Origin of the sequence: Novosphingobium sp. SG919, from assembly GCF_012932495.1 — a bacterium.
GTDB classification, from domain to species: Bacteria; Pseudomonadota; Alphaproteobacteria; order Sphingomonadales; family Sphingomonadaceae; genus Novosphingobium; species Novosphingobium rhizosphaerae.
Window position 1 is genome coordinate 204,238 of the sequence record NZ_JABCNG010000006.1, and the last position, 19,227, is coordinate 223,464.

A 19,227-nucleotide genomic window follows, 5' to 3' on the forward strand; every position below is an offset into this window, starting at 1 on the left:
GTGAAGGCCACGCAGAAAACCTTTGCCGGCATGGCCGCAAGGGCCGCGCAGGACTGTCGCATCTTCTATTTCTGCGGCCCCGATGAAGCCGGCGCAGCCGATGCCGCCGCGCGCATTGCCGCGCTTTTGGGCGAAGCGGAACGCGTGGAACTTTCGGGCGCCGAACTGCGGCGCGATCCCGTCCGCCTGGCCGACGAGGCGCGCTCGGTCTCCCTGTTCGGCGACAAGCGGCAGATCCACGTGCGCACCGCAGGCGACGAGGCATTCGACGCGGTGGAAACGCTGTTGGCCAGCCCGGTGGATGGCTGGCCGGTGCTGATCGTGGCATCGTCGGCCACCGACAAGTCTCGCCTCGCCAAGCTGCTGGGCGATCGGGCCAATGCGCTGGTGGGCATGTTCCACCCGCCCGACCTGCGCTCCGTGGTCGATGCCGTGCGCGACATGGCCGGCGCCGCCGGCCTGCGCATCACCGGTGACCTGGCCGAACGCATTGCCAGGGCGACCGCGCTCGACACGCGAATGGCACGCAGCGAAGTCGAAAAGCTCGCACTCTATCTCGATGCCAGCCAGCAATCGCCGCGCACGGTCGATGCCGCTGCGCTCGATGCCATTGGCGCCTCGACCGAGGATGATGGCATGATGCCGGTGGTCAACGCCGTGCTTTCCGGCGATTCCCGCCGAGTCGGGGCCGAGTTGGCACGCGCACGCGAAATGGGGATTAACCCGGTCGGTTTGCTGCTGGCATTCGAACGGCGTGTCGCACAATTGGCACAGCTCACCGGACGCATGGGAAGCCGTAGTGATATCAATAGCTTCCTTGAGCAGGAAATGTCTGCTCGGCGCGTCTTCTTTCGGGACAAGCCCGATCTGGCAAATCAGCTCAAACGTTGGCGTGGCCGCCGCCTGGAGCGCCTGCTGGAGCGTCTGATATCGTTGCATCGCAGCCTCTTGGCAGACAGCCGCAATGCCGACCTGGCGCTGTGGCAAGCGCTCGCCGAATTTGCACGTGCCGCTTCACGCTAGATTCGGCGGATTTGCCGCGCGTGGATCGCCCTGCGAAAACATGCTAAGCAGAGATACTTGCCATTACTGCGCAAGCATGTAGATATTGCAGCGCAACAAAGACCTGTTTTGGCGCTTCGGCAGCCGCAGGTCCATCGGGCGGGGCGTGATTCGTCCCTTTTGCGCACCGGTGAACGCGGCCGCTGGCATCGCAACGCCGGCATCGAAGGACAGTGAGAGCGGCAATGACCACGCTAGATCTCCCGGCCCAGACGGCCCAAGCCAAGGCAGGCGAGCAACGCCCGACGGGTGGCGCGCGGCTGAAGCTGCCGCTCGCCTCCTCGCTCGAGCACCGCCGCCTGCAGTGCTATGTGCTGCTCATGGCGGTCGATGTGCTGATGATTACCGCAGCGATGCTGGGCATCAGCCATTTCCAGTTCGGTTCGGTCACGCCGTCGGTGCTGCGCCAGCTGGTGCTGCTCCTGCCGTTCTATGTGATCGGCGCGCTCACGTTCAACGCCTACTCGATCACCGCCCTCACCTCGGCCCGGTTCGGCCGCCACAGCGCTTTCTTCTCGCTGCTGGCGGCTTTTTCGATGGTGATCTTCGTCGCCTTCTTCGCCAAGGTTTCCGACCAGATTTCGCGTGCCTCCACCGGGGCAAGCTTCCTGGCCTGCGCACTCCTGCTGACGCTGGCGCGCACGTGGATGCAGCCACTGATCCGCAAGCTGTGCGGCCCCACCGCGCAAAACGTGCTGATCCTGGACGACGGCGGTTTGCCGGTGCGCATTCCCCATGCCTGGCACATCGATACGCGCCAGCATCGCCTGGTGCCCAATCGCAACGACCCGCACATGCTCGATCGCCTGGCGATGTTCATGACCAACATGGATCGCGTGCTGGTCAGCTGCCCGCCAGAACGGCACATGGAATGGGCCATGGTCCTCAAGGGCGCCAACATCACCGGCGAACTGATCGACCAGAACGTGGTGGCGATGGGCGTCCTCGGCGCGCGCCGCATCAACGACACCGGTTCGCTGGTGGTTTCGGCCGGACCGCTGGGCATGCGCGGACGCGCCTCGAAGCGCGCGATGGACTTGGCCATTGCCGGCTCGGCAGTGCTGTTCCTTGCGCCCCTGCTGCTGACCGTTGCTGCGCTGGTCTATCTCGAAGATCGCGGCCCGGTGTTCTTCAAGCAGCAGCGCCAGGGCCGTAACAACCGCTTGTTCTGGATTTACAAGTTCCGTTCGATGCGGGTGGCCCAGCTCGATGCCGCCGGCGCGCGCTCGGCCAGCAAGGAAGACGATCGCATTACGCGGATCGGCCGCTTCATCCGCCGCACCAGCATCGACGAACTGCCGCAGCTGCTCAACGTGCTGCGCGGCGACATGAGCATCGTAGGCCCGCGCCCGCACGCACTGGGCTCGCTCGCCGGCACCAAGCGCTTCTGGGAAGTCGATCCGCGCTACAACCAGCGCCACTCGCTCAAGCCCGGGCTCACCGGCCTTGCCCAGGTGCGCGGTTTCCGCGGCGCCACCGATACCGAGGCGGATCTGTCCGGCCGGCTCCAGGCAGACCTTGAATATCTCGACGGCTGGACCATCTGGCGCGACGTGCAGATCATGTTCGCCACGTTTACCGTGCTGGTTCACGACCGGGCATTTTAAAGCCAGTTTACGACAGGGCCGCTGCCATGCGGCCCTTTGTTGCGTCCAAGCGGATGGCTTGTGCGGCAGGCCGGGCGTCGGCGCCTCATTTTCCATGTTGCATTGCGGCATGACACGCCGCAATCCTTCGCCCCATGGCAAAACACACGCGTCGCACCTTCATCCGGGGCAGTGCCCTCTCCCTGGCCCTGGCCACCCCCGCCGGATCGGCCCTGGCCGCCGTGGTCCAGCCCAAGGGTTTTCGCCTCGGCGTCAACCTGGCCGGCGCGGAATTCAAGGATATCGGCGGGCGATGGAAATGGCCCGCACTCGATAACCTCGCCTATTACCTGGGCAAGGGTTTCAACGTCTATCGCGTGCCGTTCAAATGGCGCCGCTTGCAGCCGCAGCTATCCGGCCCCCTCGATGAAGCCGCCCTTGCCGGGCTGGATCAGATCGTTGCCACCGCCACTGCAGCGGGTGCCGTCGTCCTGCTCGATGCACACGACTATGGCCGCCGTGACAACCAGGTGATCGGCGACGTAGGGTCGAGCGTGACGGCGGAAATATTCGCCAATTTCTGGGGTCGCATGGCGCGGCGCTATAAGAACAACGCGCTGGTCTGGTACAACCTGATGAACGAGCCGCACGACCAATCGGCCGATTCCAACATTCGCGCGCAAAATGCCGCCTGCGCCGCCATTCGCGCCGCCGGGGCTCGCTCGAAAGTGCTGTTTTCCGGCACCGCCTGGACCGGCGCGCACTCCTGGCTGCGAACCGCCAACGCCGCGGCCACGTTGCAGATGGTCGATCCCGGCAACAACTTCGCGTTCGACGCGCACCAGTATCTCGATCGCGGATTTGGCGGCGGCAGCCTCGATGCCATTCCCGGCGTGGGCGCCCGTATCCTGCAGGACATCACCGGCTGGGCGCGGCAAAACCGCAAGCAGATCTTCATCGGCGAATTCGCGTCCGGCCCCACCCCGCCTTCGTTGAAAGAACTCAACGACCTTTTGCAGTTCATGGTTACGCACAAGGACGTCTTCATCGGCGCGACCTATTTCGCCGGCGGCGGCACGTGGGGAAAACGAATGGGTTCGGCCGATCCGGTCGACGGCGTGGACAAGCCGCAGACCCTGCTCATGCAGCGCTATCTCAAGTACTGATTACGCTGAGAAACAAGCATGCCGGCCAGGCCCGATTGCGGGAATGGCCGGCATGCCTGCATTGGCGACTGGGGCGCTGTACCTCGCCAATCTGGCCCACCAAGCATACAATATTGTGATTTTACAATATTTTGATCTGGCGAATCGCCGCCAACCTCAAATCCGAATCTGCGCACAAGTCCTTTTGGCACAGATTTGGTGAGATATTGTTGCTGCACCACACACCAAGCCCGTCGCAATCCGCATCAAAATCGTTTCATTTCATGAGATTGTTTGAAATGACACACTGCAAACAACGGCGTTGTCAATTCGGCCGATTTGCAGTAAATAAAACCCTACGATTTATAAAGTGAGGGCAATATGAAACTGCTTGGTATTCTCGGAACGGCAGCACTCGCATCTGTTGCCATCGCTGCCCCTGCACATGCTGCGGCCACCCGCGCCGGCATTGCCGCTCCTGTCCAGGCCGTGCAGGCCAAGATGCTCAAGCGTTCTTCGCAGGCGGTTTCCACGCGCAACAAGAACGTGAGCGAGGAATTGCTCGTGGCCATTCCGGTCGTGGCCACCGGCGTGCTGATCGCCGTGGGCAACAGCAACGACGATTCGCCCGGCGGCTGATCCCTGCCGCAGCGTGCGAGTGCTTCTTGTGGGCTGCGTTGAAGGCCTCAGTTCGTGCCAAACAAGCGGGGTCCGGGCAGTTGTCCTGGGCCCCGTTCGTCGTTCCAGGTTATTTTGCACTGCAAAATGTTCTTGAACGGCAGGGCCAAGTCCTATAAGTATTCTTCTGTAAGCCGATTCTGGAGTTGTGACCATGAACATCATGAAGATCGGCGCCCTCGGCGTCGTTGCCTCCCTGCTGGTTGCAGGGACCGCCCAGGCCGCTGGCACCCGCGCTGGTGTGCCCGTTGCCTCGGTAACCGCAAAGAAGCTGGTGCGTTCGTCCGCTCCGGTCGCCAAGCAGTCCAAGGACGCTGACGGCGTGATCATCGGCGTTGCTGCCGCTGCCGCGTTCGGCGTGGGCGCCTACGAAATCTTCAAGAGCGATTCTTCCGGCAGCTGAGCTGGATCTTGCTCTTGGCAAAAGAAAAGGCCTGCACGCCCAGCGCGTGCAGGCCTTTTCTTTTGCCTGATGATCCCCGCTAAGCGCACGATTGCGCCGCGGGCAACCCGTCGGTAAAAGACGGGACGACAGCCGGCACAGACCGCCGGCGGCGTGGGGGCGATGCCGCTGTCCATGCCATTTTCCCCTTATCATCGAGCATCATCCCCGTGGAAGAAAGCCCCGCCTCGCAGCCGCAGCGCCGCTCTCGCCGGCGCAGGTCCAGCGCCTCGCCCACGCCACCCAGACCACTGGCCGTTCCCGACAGCACGCAAGGCCAGCGCCGCCGACGCTCGCGCAGCGGAAGCCGTGGCAGCAGCCGCAGCCTGCGCCTGCCCGCTGACATCGCCTTGACTCCGCCGCAGGTTGGTGTGATCGTCGTGATGGCAGCGCTGGCCGTGGCCCTGGTGCTCGGCGGCGGCGGCACAACCAATCCCGGCACGGAAATGATCCTGCAGCCGCTGGTGGCGCTGATCCTGGCTCTGCCCCTGCTGCATCCTCGCCTGGCGACGGGATTGGGCCCGGTGCCGCGGGCAGCCTGGGTGATTGCGGCGCTGGTCTTGATCGTGCCCGTGCTGCAACTCATCCCGCTGCCCCCTGCGATCTGGCACGCCCTGCCCGATCGGGAAATGGAAGTGGCGTCGCTCGCCCTGATCGGCCAGGCCGATCGGTGGATGCCTTGGTCGATGGCACCGGCGCGCACTTTCATCTCGTTGTTGGCGATGGTGGTGCCCGTGCTGATGCTGCTGGCCGTTTCACGCACCGATCTGATTGGCCGCCTGTGGCTGTGCGCCACGATCGTGGCTGTTGCCGGCGCTTCGGTGATGCTCGGCGCGCTGCAGCTGTCGCACGCCGCCGGCCACAACTGGACGCTCTATTCCTATGCCCACTTCGGGGTGATCGTGGGCTTCCAGGCAAACCACAACGCCGAGGCAGACCTTTTGTCGATCGCACTGATGGCGTGTGGCGTGATCGCCACCGCGGTGGTGGGCCTGGTTCCGAACCGATCGCTGTTCTGGGGCGGCGTGGCGTTTACCGGCGCAATCATGCTGGTGGTGGTGTTCCTCACCGGTTCGCGCACCGGCATCGCGCTCTTGCCGATTGCGCTGGCGTTCTGCGCAGCGATGGTCTGGCCCCTGGCGCGCCAGCAGTTTTCCCGCCGTACGCTTTGGCTCGGCGTGGGCGGCGGGGTGGCCGCCGTCGGGCTGCTCCTGGCGGTCGGGTTGCATTCGGTCGATCGCATCATGAACCGCTTTTCCAACCTCAACGATTCGCGCCGCGATATCTGGATCGATACGATCCACGCCCTGGGCCAGGTCTGGCCGGCCGGTGGCGGCGTGGGCAGCTTCCCCCCGATCTTCAACGCGGCTGAACGCCTGGAAGTGGTCCGCAACACCGTTGCCGGCCGTGCGCACAACGACTGGATGGAATGGACGCTGGAAGCGGGCCTGCCAGGCCTGATCGTGCTGGTGGCCGTGCTGGCGATCGTGGGCACCATGGCCTGGCGGCGGCTCGGCTTCGAACTGCGTGAAAAGGGCACGCTGCATTCACGCGCGCAGGCATTGTTTGCCTTGGGCATCATGGCGCAATTGGGCGTCCACGCGCTGGACGACTTCCCCATCCGCGAAATGTCGCTTGCTTCGTTGCTGGCGATGGCGGGAGCCCTGCTGTTCACCCCGCGCGCCATTGCCGCCTTGGCAGACCGCACGCCCGAAACGCTGCCGCTCCCGGCATCCGCCGCGCCGGCAGACAGCGCACCTTTGCCGCAACTGCTGGAAAACGTCTGACCCGCGGCCTGGCGGGCCAGACGGATCAGGGGCGCGGCGGGAAGACCGGCACCAGTTTCCGTCCGGCCAGGATTTGCGCCAGAAACAGCGCGTCACCGGCATAGCGGGGCAACAGGCGGCGCGGTTCGCTCAACATGCGATGGGCCCATTCCAGGCTCAGCGCACGCACCCACGCCGGCGCGCGCGCCTTGAGGCTGGACGAGAAATCCAGAGCGGCGCCAACGCAAAAGATGTGCGCGGCCGGCAGCCCAGCAAAATGGCGGGAAACCCAGATCTCTGACTTGGGCGCGCCAACCCCCATGAACAGGTGCGTGGCATCGAGTGCGGCAATGCGCGCGACGAGGTCGGCGCTATAGGCTGCATCCCGCTCGAACCCATAGGGCGGGCTGTCGCGCCCGATATCGGCAGGGTCGAAACCACGCGCCACCAGCTTGTCGCGCAGGATCTGCGCCGCCTGCGCAGAGCTCGCCACGAAGAACGGGCGATCGATCCCCGGCCGCAGCGCGTCGAGCAGCGCCGGGAACATGTCTGCCCCGGTCACCACCGGCACATCGCGCTTGGCCTGAAGGCGCGCGAGCATGCGGATCGGGCGGCCGTCCACGGTAACCACGGCCGCGCGGGCATAGGCCGCGCGAAAATCGGCATTGCCCTGCAGTTGGCGCAAGTGATTGAGGTTGCACGTGCAATAGAGCTGCGGCGTGGTGGCCGGCAGCAGCGCCCGCGCCACCACATCTTCCAGCGGATAGGAATCAAATTCCAGGCCATAGCGCGCGAACAGATCGCCCTTGCCCGTGGTGCCCGCTGCCTCGACCGCCGGCCCCCCGGCCAGGCCCTGCTGATTCGATCCCATGGCGCGCGCCTCAGTCGGAGCCGAAGAGATCGCGGGTGAACACCTTGTCGGCCACATCGGCCAATTGCGGGGACGCGCGGTTGGCCACGATCACGTCGCACTCGCGCTTGAACGTGTCGAGATCGCGGATGACCCTGGACCCGAAGAACTGGTCTTCCTCCAACGCCGGCTCGTAGATCACCACTTCGATGCCCTTGGCCTTGATCCGCTTCATGATCCCCTGGATCGAGGATTGGCGGAAATTGTCCGATCCGGCCTTCATCACCAGGCGGAACACGCCGACCTTGCCGGGGCGCCGCTGGATGATCTGCTCGGCCAGGAAATCCTTGCGGGTGCGGTTGGCATCCACGATCGCGCGGATCAGGTTCTGTGGCACATCGAAATAGTTGGCCAGCAACTGCTTGGTATCCTTGGGCAGGCAATAGCCGCCATAGCCGAAGCTGGGATTGTTGTAGTGCGAGCCGATGCGCGGATCGAGGCCGACGCCGCGGATGATCTGGCGCGTGTCCATGCCGCCGGCGATGGCATAGCTGTCCAGTTCGTTGAAGAAGGCCACCCGCATGGCGAGATAAGTGTTGGCGAAGAGCTTGATCGCCTCGGCCTCGGCCGGGCCGGTGAACAGCACTTCCACGTCCTTTTTCACCGCGCCTTCGCGCAGCAATTCGGCAAACACGTGGGCCCGTTCGGATTCCTCGCCCACGATGATGCGCGAGGGGTGGAGATTGTCGTAGAGCGCGCGGCCTTCGCGCAGAAACTCGGGGCTGAAGATCACCTGGTCGGTGCCCAGCCGTTGCCGCACGTCGGACACGAAACCCACCGGGATGGTGGACTTGATCACGACCACGGCAGTGGGATTGTGGTCCTTGACCAGCCGGATCACCGCCTCGACCGACGAGGTATCGAACTTGTTGGTTTCGACATCGTAGTTGGTCGGCGTGGCGACGATCACATAGTCTGCCCCTTCGAGCGCGGCCACCGAATCGGTGGTTGCCGAAAGGTCGAGTGGCCGGGTCGCGAGGAAATCCTCCAACTCGGCATCCACGATGGGGGATTGCCGGGCATTCACCTTGGCCACGCGATCGGCCGAGATGTCCACGGCAACGACCTGGTTATGCTGCGCAAGCAGCACGGCATTGGAAAGGCCGACATAGCCAAGCCCGAAAACGGCGATCTTCATTCGTGAATACTCACATCAAGCGTTTTGGCATCAAGCGTTTTGGCATCAAGCGTTGGCGGCGCCGGGCCGGTGCAAGGCGCGGCGATCATTCGCCTCGCTGCGCCTGGCCCCTCGCACGATGATCATGCTGCGCCCGGAAAATTGCTTGTCGTTACCCGATATTCCGCACCGAAGGGCAGGCCGTCAACGCATTTATGCTGCACCTGCACATTTCCCGCCAAAACCGTTCAGGCCGGGGGGGGCAGATGGCGCACCAGATCAAGCGTTGCGGTGTTGAGACCGGCCGCTCGGGCCGCCGTGGCGCTTTCGGTATAGACGCGCAGTTCCGGGGCGTTGCCGCTGGGGCGCAAGTGGATGATATCGCCATCGGCAAACGTCACGCGCAGCCCATCGGTCTTGTCGAAAGCCACCGCCTTGCCCGCCAGCGTGCCGAGCAGGTCGGTCAACCGCCCCAGCACGGCTTCGTCATCGCCCGCTTCCAGCTTGGCGATCAGCGCCTGGCTATGTGCGGTGGGATATTCCTTGAGGCGGTCGCTATGGGTGTAGCGTTCGGGCAACTGCGCCTGGAGTGCCGACAGGGAAAGGCCCTTGGCCCGCGCGTCGGCGAGCACGGCCACCATCGGCAAGACCGCGTCGCGCGTGGGCAGGGCCGCCAGCGTGCGCCCGTTTGCGGTGACCGCGCTGCCCAGCAGGAAGCCGCCGTTGGCTTCATAACCGCAGGCAGCCAGGCCTTGCGCCAGCAATTGGTCCATCGCTTCGATCACGAACGGTGAGCCGATGCGCGTCCGACGCACTTGGGCAAACCGGCCCGATGCCTCGAGCGCGGTGTTGGAGCTGACCGGCGTGGCAACCGCGGCAAGGTCCAGCGCCTGCGCGCACAGGATACCGAGCACGTCGCCGCGCATCCACGCACCGCTTTCATCGGCCAGCAGCGGCCGATCCGAATCGCCATCGGTGGAAAGGATCGCATCCAGGCCATGTTCGGCTGCCCATTGCTTGCCCAGCGCCACGTCTTCGGGGCGGACCGCTTCGGTATCGACCGGGATGAACTTGTCCGATCGGCCCAGCAAGACCACGTCTGCGCCCAGGCCGGACACGATCTGCGCCACCACATCGCGGCCCACGGCCGAATGCTGATAGACGCCGAGCTTCAACCCCTTGAGCGCCTCGCCCCCGAAAAAGTCGATGTAACGCGCGACATAAGGCGTGGCCGCGTCCACCAGGGCAGGCGCAGTTGCCGCATCGCGGAGCATGCCATCGGCATCGAAGAGATCCGGCAGGTCGACGTGCTGCGCGCGAATCGCGGCTTCGTCGGGCTTGAGCACTTCGCCGTCGGCGCGGTTGAATTTGATGCCGTTGCGATCGTCGGGAATGTGGCTGCCGGTAACCATGAGCGAGGGAATGCCGCGGGCAAAACCGAGTGCCGCCACGGCCGGCGAAGGCACGAAACCGCAATCGACCAATTCCCCGCCCATGTGCGCGATCGCGGCACGGCAGGCCGCCATGATGCGCGGGGTTGAAGGCCGCAGATCACCCGCGATCGCCACGCCGCCACCGGGTGCGAACTGGCCGATCTCGGCCATGTGCTGCAGGAATGCGCAAGTATAAGTGAAGCATACTTGGTCGGTCATCGCCGTCACCAGGCCGCGTGCGCCGCTGGTGCCAAAGGCCACGCCAGAGCGCGCCATAACATCGGTCACCGCCACTGTCTGCGTCATAGATCCTCGCTTTTCCTTAACCATAAGCCGTCTTGCCCCGGCAGGTGGAAACCCCCGCCGCCCGGGCGCTGTGTTAGGCCATAGCGCGTGGTTCGCATATGCAAAATTTACATTGCTGCCACGCGCCGCTGCCTTTTGGCAGACCAACGGCCCAGCCAGCGAATTGTGCCTTTACAAAACCTATTGCATTGCAACACGCGCATTGTGCATGCACAAGACGCCTGGACCGGCGCAGCGAACAGCGCGCGCCGCGGGGCTGTGTCGAAAGGGTGGACCGACCGTGAAACCGAGCATGATTCTGGTGTGGCACGAAGCCGGCAACAAGCTTTACCATGATCGCTTCCGGGAATTGGGCAAGCTGTTCGATCTCACCGTGTTGGGCCCGCAGGTCTTTGCCGGCAAGGAATACGCCGAGGTGACCGAGCCCGAGTTCACGCTCAAGCTGTTTCCCAGCATCGCGCCCGGCCATTGGCTCACATATGTCAGCCCGGGCATGCTGTCCTACATCCGGGCCCATCCGCCCCAGGTGCTCTACATCCATGAAGAGCCGCACTCGCTCACGGCGTTCCTGGCTGCCCTGCTCAAGCGCAAGAGCACGTTCGTGCTGGAAAGCAGCGCGATCAACCTTAAAGGCAATTTTTCCGGCGCGAACGTGATGGAGCGCGTGGTTCATGCCCGGGCGGACATCGTGTTTCCCAAGAACACCGAAGTGGCCGGCGTGCTGCTCGCGCGCGGTGCCAAGGCCGAGCGGATCGTGGCACCGCTGGGCAACGGCGTCTCGCTCGAATCGTTCAGCCCCATTCCCAAGGACGAGGCGCGGGCCAAGCTGACCGCGCTGTTCCCCCAAGCCGCCCGTGCGTTCGACGGGCGCGTGCTCGCCGGCTATGCCGGGCGCATCTGGCGGCCCAAGGGGCTGGAATGTTTCTCCCGCGCCGCGCACCAGGCCGGCGCCGCCCTGCTCCTTTGCGGGCCGGTGAGCGATCCTGACGTGGCCGAAGCGGTGCAGCAATTCGGCGGTGTGCTGCTCCCGGCGCTCAACAAGGAACAGCTGCCGATCTTCTATTCGGCGCTCGACCTGTTCGTGTTGCCCAGCGTGCCCACGCCCAACTGGCGCGAACAGTTCGGCCGCGTCTGTGCCGAAGCGGTGTTCTGCGGCACGCCCGCGCTCGGCTCCAACGTGGGCGGCATTCCCGGCGTGGTCGGCCCCAACGCAATCTTCGAGCCCGGCGACGAGGCGGGCCTCGCCACCCGCATCGACGCGTTGCAAGACCCTACCGCGCGTGCGACACTACTCGCCGCACAGATTGCGCACATCAACGACAACTTTTCGTGGACCTCGATCGCGAAGCGCATCCAGCGGGAGACGGCGAGGTTCTGAACCACCAGGCGCTTTCCAGGCACATCTTGGCGCAATAATCACCAAAACGGTTGTATTTTGTGCGGCGCAGCGTAGCAGAGCGAAAGGACCGTGACGCTCTGCTAAGCCGAGGTGACGATGACAGCTGCCCACCGATACCAGGCCTTGGACAGCTTGCGCGGCATTGCCGCCCTGTCCGTGGCCGTGTTCCACCTGCAAGTGGCCAGCCACATCTACTTTTTCACGCTCACCCGGCATGCCTACATGTTCGTCGATTTCTTCTTCGTGCTGTCGGGCTTCGTCATCTCGCATGCCTATGCCAGCCGGTTGAACAGCGCGGGGGACCTCGTGCCTTTCGCGATTCGCCGCTTTGGGCGGATATATCCGCTGCATTTCGTCATGCTGGCGGTGTTCGTGGCGTTCGAGCTGGCCGTGCTGGTGATGTCCCACCACGCCCCCGGCGCCCTGCCCCGCCCCCCATTTTCCGAAGACCGCACGCCGATGGCCATCCTGGTCAATCTGCTGCTGCTCAATGGCGTGGGCATCTATGAAGGGTCTACCTGGAATGGCCCCTCGTGGAGCATCAGCGCCGAATTCTTCACGTACCTGATATTCGCCATCACTGTCGTCGTTGCACGACGGCGCTTGCCGCTGGTGGCGCTGGTCTATGTGGTGGCGGCGGGGCTGTCGCTCTATCTGCTGGCGCCCAAGTTCCTGGCAACGAGCAGCCAGTTTGGCCTGGAGCGCTGCGTCTATGGCTTCTTTGCCGGGCACCTGGTGTGGTGCCTGCGCAATCGCCCGCTGCCGATCAAGGGCACCCTGGCCGAAGTCTTGGCCATCGTGCTAGTGCTGGGCTTCGTCTATCTGGCCGAGGTTGGCCCGCTTCAACTGCTGGCACCCGTGGTGTTCGGCATCGCCATCCTGGTTTTTTCCCGGCAGGATGGGCACGTGTCCCAGGCGCTATTGCGCCCGTTCCCGCGCAAGTTGGGCGATATGTCCTATTCGATCTACATGGTCCACTTCTTCGGCGCGTTCCTCACCAACAACTTGCTGCGCGCCGCCGGAAAGCTGCTGCACAAGCCCACGACGCTGCCGGGGACCGACCTGGCGCTGGTGGGCAATGCCTGGGTGATGGACGCAATCACCTTGGTATATTTGGCAGCCGTGGTGCTGGTGGCCAGCCAGACCTATCGCTTCATTGAAATGCCGGGGATGAACTGGTTCGGCGCCATAGCGCGCGATGTCGCCCGGCGCAGGACTGTCGCTGATGCTTTGTCATGAGACACCGTTGCGCACGAACCGGTGTCGTTTGACGCGCTATCCCGGCGATGCCAGGCGACTTCTGCGGCGAGGATTGTGAAGGTGCAACACGGCGCAGTCTCATTCGAGGGCGCTTAGTGCATGTACTGTCCGCCGTTGATGCTGAGTGTGGATCCGGTAACAAATCCAGCGCTTTCGCTGGTCAAAAATGCAACCCCCCGCGCGATCTCGCAAGCCTCGCCTAAACGGCGAACCGGGATCTTCGCCACGATCTTCTCCAGGATCGGCGCGGGGATCGCCCCTACCATTTCTGTCGCAATGTAGCCCGGCGCTATCGCATTTACCAATACGCCATACTTGGCCCCTTCTAGCGCCAGTGCCTTTGTGAAGCCTAGAATGCCACTCTTTGCGGCCGAGTAGTTGACTTGACCGAACTGCCCTGCTTGGCCGTTGATCGAACTGATGCTGACGATCCGACCCCAACGCCGGTCGCGCATGCCACCAAATGTACACCTCGCCATATTGAAGCACCCGCCCAGGTTGACGCGCAACACATCATTCCAGTCGTCATAGGACATCCGGTGAAGAGTGCCGTCGCGGGTAACGCCAGCGTTGTTGACCAAGATATCGACAGACCCGATGTCCTGCTCAACCTGCCGAACGCCGGCAAGGCAGGCCTCCGGGTCGCCCACATCCCACTTGTACGAGGGAATGCCAGTTTCATTGCTGAAGGCGGTCGCTGCAGCGGCATTTTCGGCGTAGTTCGCCGCCACCGCATAGCCTTGATCTTTCAAGACAACGGATATCGCCGCACCAATTCCCCTCGTGCCACCGGTGACGATTGCTACACGCGCCATAATTCGCACCTCTGTTGCTGCAGCGACTGGCAGGACATCACCTGCCTTAACAGAGACGTTGTCAAATCAATACGCCAAATGTTCGTTCGACCGAATCCTGCCATAATCAGTGCAGCACGGCATTGCCGCAGCTGCACCGATTAGGCGAAAAATTGCCTCTAATCCGGCCTCAATAATATGCTGAACAATTCGCTAAATCTTCGGGATTTGACAAAACGAAGTCACGAAAGCCAAGCCGTTATAGCCTTCCGCTTTCTCAAGATCGGAGACTCGATACAATGCCAGGAAAATGTCGCGAACGCGGTAGTTGCGGCGAGGCTTCCGGCAAGCATGATCCAAGGATTATGAAATAGGTCTGACGAGGCCGCAAGCGCTTGCTGAATCGGAAACCCGTACAAATAAATTCCGTAGGAATAATCACCACGGCTAAAATATGGGAGCTTCGGTATATCAAGCAGGCCTACAAAGCAGACGATGTAGATTAAAACCGGTGCAAAGACAATTACTAGCACCGTATTTTTCCATGACCCAGGGCCAAACATAATACCTGCAATCAGGACGACCAGCAGGCATCCCAGGAAAATACGCCAGTCCATCGGAATTTTGTAGCGCAAGGTATAGGCCAGCGCGCCCAGAAGGAAGCACGGCAAAAGAGCAGAGCCCTTACCATCGTGAATGTAAGCCTTCATGACTTTGTCGAGCAGTGCGGCATGAGGCAGAAAATCAACGCACGCCTGCAACACGATCGCCGCAACCATTACAAAGATCGAAAACGCCAGAAGCTTTTTCGGCTGGTTGATAAACTGCCTTACAATGACGAACGCCATCGCAAAGTAGCACAGGAACTCAAAAGGCACGGTCCACAATGATCCATTGACGGTGCCGGGGTAGGGATTAGAAAGAAAAACCCCGGGAAGCTTGAAATTGATCAGCGCAATCATGTTAAGAAAATATATGTAAAACTGCTTATTCGTAAAATATTCGCCAAGAGGAAGATTTGTAAAAATCGGGCCCAGAATAAGCGCGGACAAAGCAATTTCTACAATCAGCGCAGGAAAAATTCGAATCCCACGATTAATTGCAAATATTTTTAGCGTGTTCCTCTGCGCGCTTCCGGCAACCAGAAATCCACTAAGGCCAAAAAACATTGGCAATATTGAATAATTATAAATCCAAGCTGGCGTGGATATAAATGGTTGATAGCCGCCCGTAGACATTAATAAGACATGCCAAAGAAGCACACTTATTGCTAAAAAAACTCGCGCAAAATCAAATCCTGGCCCAAACCCATTATTACGCTCCAGGATATCACCGAATGTCTTCATCGCTACCCCCATGAATTACCCAAGCGAGATGCCGACAAGATCAACGTCTGCATGCGCGTCATTTGAATAAACAAGCCCTGGCGTCATGCCCGCGCGTTACGCAGGCGGCGCAGCCGCTTTTCTCCGCTCTTGGGCACGGCATGCGGCCACGTCGCAAGGCCCAGGACGAAACCCGTAAGGCTAGCCGTCTTAATCGAGAAAACAGCACCGCCAAAAATCAGCATGGTTGTGATGTAGACTGCCATCATCACATAGACGGACGATGCGGAATCCGGCCGCCGTGAAAAGAGGCCGGCAAAATAGAACAGAGCCAGCAAAAGTCCTACGATGCCCAGACAATTTACGAGATAGAGAATGCCGCTATCGCCAACACGATCGGTATTGACCTTGCCGATGATAAGGTCGCCGACGCTAAAGCCCGCCATACCGTCGAACGTCAGACCGATGCGATACAGGGCGTCGCCTCCGGCAAGAAAAGCCGGCTGTATCCAGTGGATTATCAGCGCTACCGCCAGAATTGCCAGGGGCGCCAGCCATATTAGAATGGCGGGCAATTGAACGCGATATACCAGGATCAGGCTTGACAGGATGATAAGCCCGGAAGCCGCACGCGAGTCAGAAACCAGCGACAGGAACAAGCAGACAGCGATCGCGCCAAGACGCACCCACAATTTGGACTGGTGAATCGCAGCATAGTAAATCGTCATCACCACCGAAAAATAGCCGAGCGACAAAGGCTCGAGAAAGGGGCCCGAGACACGGTGGTCGGCCAGCGAAAATACCGAACCGCCGCCACGCGTAGCACCGATGTAGAGGCCGGAATCTGCGGCGGCCCCGCTGGCTGCAGCAATCCAGCTGCGGGTCGCCATGAAAAATGCTCCGGGATTCACAATGCGCGTGAACAGAGCAGGGGCCACCATTTCCATGAGCACGACAAGCGTCACGGCCGCCAACAGCCAATCCATCCAGCGTGGTTTCACCGCACGCGCCGACCGGCCCAACGCGATGTAAAGCGGTATGATCAAGCAATCGTACACCGCCTTGGGATTGAAGCCGTTCAACGCGCTTGTCATGATCAGCAGCAGGACGATCGCAAACAGCCCATATTGCTCTGCCGGGCGCAGCTTGATCGGCTGCCCTAAGATCACCGCGCAGCTTGCAAGCGTCACCACAATCTGGATCGCCGTCACCAGCTTGTTGTTCATGCCCAGGCCATTGGCATTGGCAATGGCCAGAATCATGTTGAGGAACATGGATATCGCCAAGGCCAGATAGCAGCGCCAAGCGTGCGCCACCGTCGTGACAGGCGAATCCGCGCCCAATGCTGCGGCACGGGCGCGCGTGCGCCGATTAGTCGGCGCCTGCAATCGATGTGTGGCGGCGCTGCTCATTCTCAAGAATTCTTCCGCGGTCCCGGTTGGCGAGTTGCCAAACCTTGTTGCACCGCCGATCATACTGGCCTGCAAGCAATCTAGGCAACCCCTATAGCGCGCGGAGAGGCTTGGATTCGACCTGCCCAACACTCTGATGTTGCATTGCAGCGAAATAGGGGCCAGAGATTATTGGCAAACCCAGCGCGCACCACAACGTGCCACCCGACAACGCAGGTCCCAGGCGGAGAGCAAATTGACCATTGCGATAGACCTGGTTCTGGCCACAAGGCCCAACGCATCCACCGGTATCGAACGCTATGCCATCAACCTGTTCCGGGCGATGCGCAGCCAGGCAACCAACGTGGTGGCCTTCGTGGATGATCAATCGACCGTGCTCGATGATCTGCAGGATGGCAGCGTGATCAAGGTGCCGGGCGGCTTTCGCGGCTGGCTCGCCCTGGCGCGTACGGCGGCCTGGCGCCAGGCGCGCCCGCGCGCCTTGGTCTGCCCAGCCTTTCCGCCCAGCCCGCTCCTGATCGCGACAACACGCACCCCGGTCTACCGCATCATCCACGATGATTTCCCGTGGACGCGCGGCCAGGCCATGAACCTGCGCGGGCGCATGCTGTTCAAGCATGCCGAAACCCGCATGGCGCCCCGCTATCGCGATATCGTTGCCCCCACCACGCTGATGGCCGAAAGCCTGGCGACGATCCTGCGCCGCCCGGTGGCGACGATCGGCAATGCCCCCGGCATCGATCTGTCCACCGCGCCCGCCGCCGATCGCAGCCAGCCCGGCGTGATCGCCGTTGGCACGATCGAGCCGCGCAAGAACTATGCCGCCGTGGTGGCCATGGCCGATGCCCTGCCTGCCCCCTGGGTGGTTCGCGTGGTGGGCCGCAGTGGCTGGGGCCCGGTCGCTGCCGAATGGGAAAGCCAACTCGCCACCCGCGCCGGCAAGCTGGAATGGCACGGCCATGCCAGCGATACCGCGCTGTTGGCGCTGTACCAGCATGCCACCTGCTTCGTCAGCATGTCGCTGGCCGAAGGGTTCAACATGCCGCTGGTCGAGGCGGGCAGCCTGGGCCTGCCGGTGGTGTGCAGCGACATCGAGATCCACCGCCGCGTGGCGCCGCCCTGGGCGCGCTTCGTACCGCTGTCGATCGATGCCAACACCCTGGCGCAGACAGTGGCCGAAGCCGCGGCCACGCCGCCGGCTGCCGATGCGGTGGCGGCCTATCGCCATCAGTTCAGCTGGCATGGAATTGCACAGGCCCTGCTGGCGCGGATCGGCTGAAACGAAAAACCCCGCTGCCGGCATGGGCAGCGGGGTTTTTTACGTCACGCAGGGAACGGAGAGATCAGCGGCCCAGCACGCAGCGGCAAGCCGCCGCCAGGCGCGCCCGCGCGGCCTGCGCCTGTTCGTGGATCGATGCCTTCACAATCTCGATCTGGTCGGTTTCGCCCAGCATCTTGGCGGCATAGCGTGCCGCGGCGGGGATCGCCGTCGGGTTCTGGATATGCTCGCGATAGATGTAGAACGGGCTGCCCAAGTATTGGGCGTAAAGGATTTCCTTCTTCTTGTCGCCCAGGGTGTGGCCCACGTGCTGGCTGCCAAAGCCGATGCACACCGCCGGAATGCCCAGGTTCCAGGCATTGACGCAAAGGTGATACGTATCGGTGACCACTGCCTTGCATTCCAGCAGCTTGGCGATGGCATCCTTTGGCAGCGGCGGTTCGCGCGTGGCGGGAAAGCCGAACAGGCGTGCCAGCGGCAATTGGCGCGGCGCCGAACGCAGCCAGGGCACCCACATCGCCTCTGCTCCCATCTGCCGCGCCACGGCCCGGCCCAACGCCAGGGGCTGGGCAATCCATTTCGATCGACCGAAGAACACGCCCAGCTTCTCGCCCGGCTTTTCGGGGAAGCTATCGACCAGCCCGTACTGGAGGAAATCGTCCTTCGACAATTGCAGCGCGCAGTCGCTGCCCAGCGTGGCCTGGTCGCCGCGCAAGGGCGAAGCCTTGACCGAGGAAAGCGCATCGCGGAAATAGATGCCACCGGCCTTGGTGATCAGGCGGCGCAGCGCCTTGGCATAGCGCGCATCGGCGAGATCGTTGGCGCCGATGGTGATGATCGTGCCGCCGAACACCACGACTTTGGCCAGCACTTCATCGCTGGCGTCTTCCAGCATCAACGCGCGATAGATCAATTCGCGGGCAGCGTCGCGATCGGTGCTGATCCCGTCGCGCACCAGCCAGCCACCAAGGTCTGCTTCCCAATAGCCCTTGGAGTGCAGAAAATCGCCCCAGTAGACGATCAGGTCCGCCTCGCGCACCGCGTCGACATGGTCGCTCAGCTGCTGGTATTCCTGGTGGGTTTCTTCCTTGGAATAGCCCAGCTTGGCCGTGCTGCCGAGGCAGTAGAACGTCACTTCGTCATCGGGAAAGGCCCTGGTGAAATAGGCATAGGCCGACAGATCCACCGTATACATGCCGGTGTTGCGGCTGGGCAGAAAGGCGCAGACGACTGCAATGCGCGCCATGGCGTGGCTCCTTCTTGAGTGCGACGACAAAAAGTGGATACCGGTTTTTGTCAACAAATCGCACGGC

General features: G+C 62.4%; 16 protein-coding genes. 9 read left to right on the top strand and 7 right to left on the bottom strand.

From position 1 onward, the window contains the following. The 6 genes from holA (at position 1) to FHT19_RS24800 (ending at position 6,700) form a co-directional block, all read left to right on the top strand. Positions 1 to 1,023, top strand: a complete 1,023-nt coding sequence (holA, locus tag FHT19_RS21090) for a DNA polymerase III subunit delta (RefSeq protein ID WP_169476694.1) — start codon at positions 1 to 3, stop codon at positions 1,021 to 1,023. A 224-nt stretch (positions 1,024 to 1,247) separates the two neighbouring features. Further along, the gene (locus tag FHT19_RS24485) at positions 1,248 to 2,669 is read left to right on the top strand and encodes a sugar transferase (protein ID WP_348981812.1); all 1,422 of its coding nucleotides are present in this window, start codon (positions 1,248 to 1,250) and stop codon (positions 2,667 to 2,669) included. Between the two features lie 134 nt (positions 2,670 to 2,803). Then, entirely contained in the window at positions 2,804 to 3,814 is a 1,011-nt protein-coding gene (locus FHT19_RS21100) for a cellulase family glycosylhydrolase (RefSeq protein ID WP_169476695.1), read from the top strand. A 360-nt stretch (positions 3,815 to 4,174) separates the two neighbouring features. Continuing rightward, entirely contained in the window at positions 4,175 to 4,432 is a 258-nt protein-coding gene (locus tag FHT19_RS21105) for a hypothetical protein (protein WP_168556369.1), read from the top strand. A 193-nt stretch (positions 4,433 to 4,625) separates the two neighbouring features. Then, a complete protein-coding gene (locus FHT19_RS21110; RefSeq protein WP_168556368.1) occupies positions 4,626 to 4,874 on the top strand; it encodes a hypothetical protein in 249 nt (82 codons plus the stop codon). Positions 4,875 to 5,083: 209 nt separating this feature from the next. Beyond that, positions 5,084 to 6,700, top strand: coding sequence for an O-antigen ligase family protein (locus tag FHT19_RS24800; protein WP_169476697.1), 1,617 nt, complete (start codon positions 5,084 to 5,086; stop codon positions 6,698 to 6,700). Positions 6,701 to 6,725: 25 nt separating this feature from the next. Here FHT19_RS24800 and FHT19_RS21120 read toward each other — a convergent pair whose 3' ends face one another. From FHT19_RS21120 to FHT19_RS21130, 3 genes are all read right to left on the bottom strand, one after another. Then, positions 6,726 to 7,550 (bottom strand): WecB/TagA/CpsF family glycosyltransferase, encoded by an 825-nt coding sequence (locus FHT19_RS21120; protein WP_169476698.1) that lies wholly within the window; start codon positions 7,548 to 7,550, stop codon positions 6,726 to 6,728. 10 nt (positions 7,551 to 7,560) lie between these two features. Then, positions 7,561 to 8,727, bottom strand: a complete 1,167-nt coding sequence (locus FHT19_RS21125) for a nucleotide sugar dehydrogenase (protein ID WP_168556365.1) — start codon at positions 8,725 to 8,727, stop codon at positions 7,561 to 7,563. A gap of 227 nt (positions 8,728 to 8,954) precedes the next feature. Continuing rightward, on the bottom strand, positions 8,955 to 10,445 hold the full coding sequence (locus tag FHT19_RS21130; RefSeq protein WP_169476700.1) for a phosphomannomutase: 1,491 nt from the start codon (positions 10,443 to 10,445) through the stop codon (positions 8,955 to 8,957). Between the two features lie 280 nt (positions 10,446 to 10,725). Between FHT19_RS21130 and FHT19_RS21135 the strand changes: the two genes are divergently transcribed. Together FHT19_RS21135 and FHT19_RS21140 are read left to right on the top strand one after the other, a co-directional pair. Further along, positions 10,726 to 11,823 (top strand): glycosyltransferase family 4 protein, encoded by a 1,098-nt coding sequence (locus tag FHT19_RS21135; protein ID WP_169476702.1) that lies wholly within the window; start codon positions 10,726 to 10,728, stop codon positions 11,821 to 11,823. A 117-nt stretch (positions 11,824 to 11,940) separates the two neighbouring features. Then, positions 11,941 to 13,083 carry an acyltransferase gene (locus FHT19_RS21140; RefSeq protein WP_169476704.1) on the top strand — a complete coding sequence of 381 codons (1,143 nt, stop codon included), beginning with the start codon at positions 11,941 to 11,943 and terminating at the stop codon, positions 13,081 to 13,083. A gap of 113 nt (positions 13,084 to 13,196) precedes the next feature. Here FHT19_RS21140 and phbB read toward each other — a convergent pair whose 3' ends face one another. The 3 genes from phbB to FHT19_RS21155 form a co-directional block, all read right to left on the bottom strand. Continuing rightward, positions 13,197 to 13,919, bottom strand: coding sequence for an acetoacetyl-CoA reductase (gene phbB / locus FHT19_RS21145; RefSeq protein ID WP_169476705.1), 723 nt, complete (start codon positions 13,917 to 13,919; stop codon positions 13,197 to 13,199). 221 nt (positions 13,920 to 14,140) lie between these two features. Then, positions 14,141 to 15,244, bottom strand: a complete 1,104-nt coding sequence (locus FHT19_RS21150; protein ID WP_169476706.1) for an acyltransferase — start codon at positions 15,242 to 15,244, stop codon at positions 14,141 to 14,143. Between the two features lie 83 nt (positions 15,245 to 15,327). Beyond that, a complete protein-coding gene (locus FHT19_RS21155) occupies positions 15,328 to 16,635 on the bottom strand; it encodes a hypothetical protein (RefSeq protein WP_169476707.1) in 1,308 nt (435 codons plus the stop codon). A 235-nt stretch (positions 16,636 to 16,870) separates the two neighbouring features. Here FHT19_RS21155 and FHT19_RS21160 point away from each other — a divergent pair, with 235 nt between their 5' ends. Then, positions 16,871 to 17,914: a glycosyltransferase gene (locus FHT19_RS21160; protein WP_169476708.1), complete on the top strand. Its 1,044-nt coding sequence runs from the start codon at positions 16,871 to 16,873 to the stop codon at positions 17,912 to 17,914. A gap of 64 nt (positions 17,915 to 17,978) precedes the next feature. Here the strand turns inward: FHT19_RS21160 and FHT19_RS21165 are convergent, their stop codons facing one another. Next, a complete protein-coding gene (locus FHT19_RS21165; protein WP_169476709.1) occupies positions 17,979 to 19,160 on the bottom strand; it encodes a polysaccharide pyruvyl transferase family protein in 1,182 nt (393 codons plus the stop codon). Positions 19,161 to 19,227: the final 67 nt, after the last annotated feature.

Bases quoted from the DNA above. Each gene is read 5' to 3' on its own strand.
- FHT19_RS24485 (WP_348981812.1), top strand. From the start codon at position 1,248: ATGACCACGCTAGATCTCCCGGCCCAGACGGCCCAAGCCAAGGCAGGC.
- FHT19_RS21100 (WP_169476695.1), top strand. From the start codon at position 2,804: ATGGCAAAACACACGCGTCGCACCTTCATCCGGGGCAGTGCCCTCTCC.
- FHT19_RS21105 (WP_168556369.1), top strand. From the start codon at position 4,175: ATGAAACTGCTTGGTATTCTCGGAACGGCAGCACTCGCATCTGTTGCC.
- FHT19_RS21110 (WP_168556368.1), top strand. From the start codon at position 4,626: ATGAACATCATGAAGATCGGCGCCCTCGGCGTCGTTGCCTCCCTGCTG.
- FHT19_RS21120 (WP_169476698.1), bottom strand. From the start codon at position 7,550: ATGGGATCGAATCAGCAGGGCCTGGCCGGGGGGCCGGCGGTCGAGGCA.
- FHT19_RS21125 (WP_168556365.1), bottom strand. From the start codon at position 8,727: ATGAAGATCGCCGTTTTCGGGCTTGGCTATGTCGGCCTTTCCAATGCC.
- FHT19_RS21130 (WP_169476700.1), bottom strand. From the start codon at position 10,445: ATGACGCAGACAGTGGCGGTGACCGATGTTATGGCGCGCTCTGGCGTG.
- FHT19_RS21140 (WP_169476704.1), top strand. From the start codon at position 11,941: ATGACAGCTGCCCACCGATACCAGGCCTTGGACAGCTTGCGCGGCATT.
- phbB (WP_169476705.1), bottom strand. From the start codon at position 13,919: ATGGCGCGTGTAGCAATCGTCACCGGTGGCACGAGGGGAATTGGTGCG.
- FHT19_RS21150 (WP_169476706.1), bottom strand. From the start codon at position 15,244: ATGAAGACATTCGGTGATATCCTGGAGCGTAATAATGGGTTTGGGCCA.
- FHT19_RS21155 (WP_169476707.1), bottom strand. From the start codon at position 16,635: ATGAGCAGCGCCGCCACACATCGATTGCAGGCGCCGACTAATCGGCGC.
- FHT19_RS21165 (WP_169476709.1), bottom strand. From the start codon at position 19,160: ATGGCGCGCATTGCAGTCGTCTGCGCCTTTCTGCCCAGCCGCAACACC.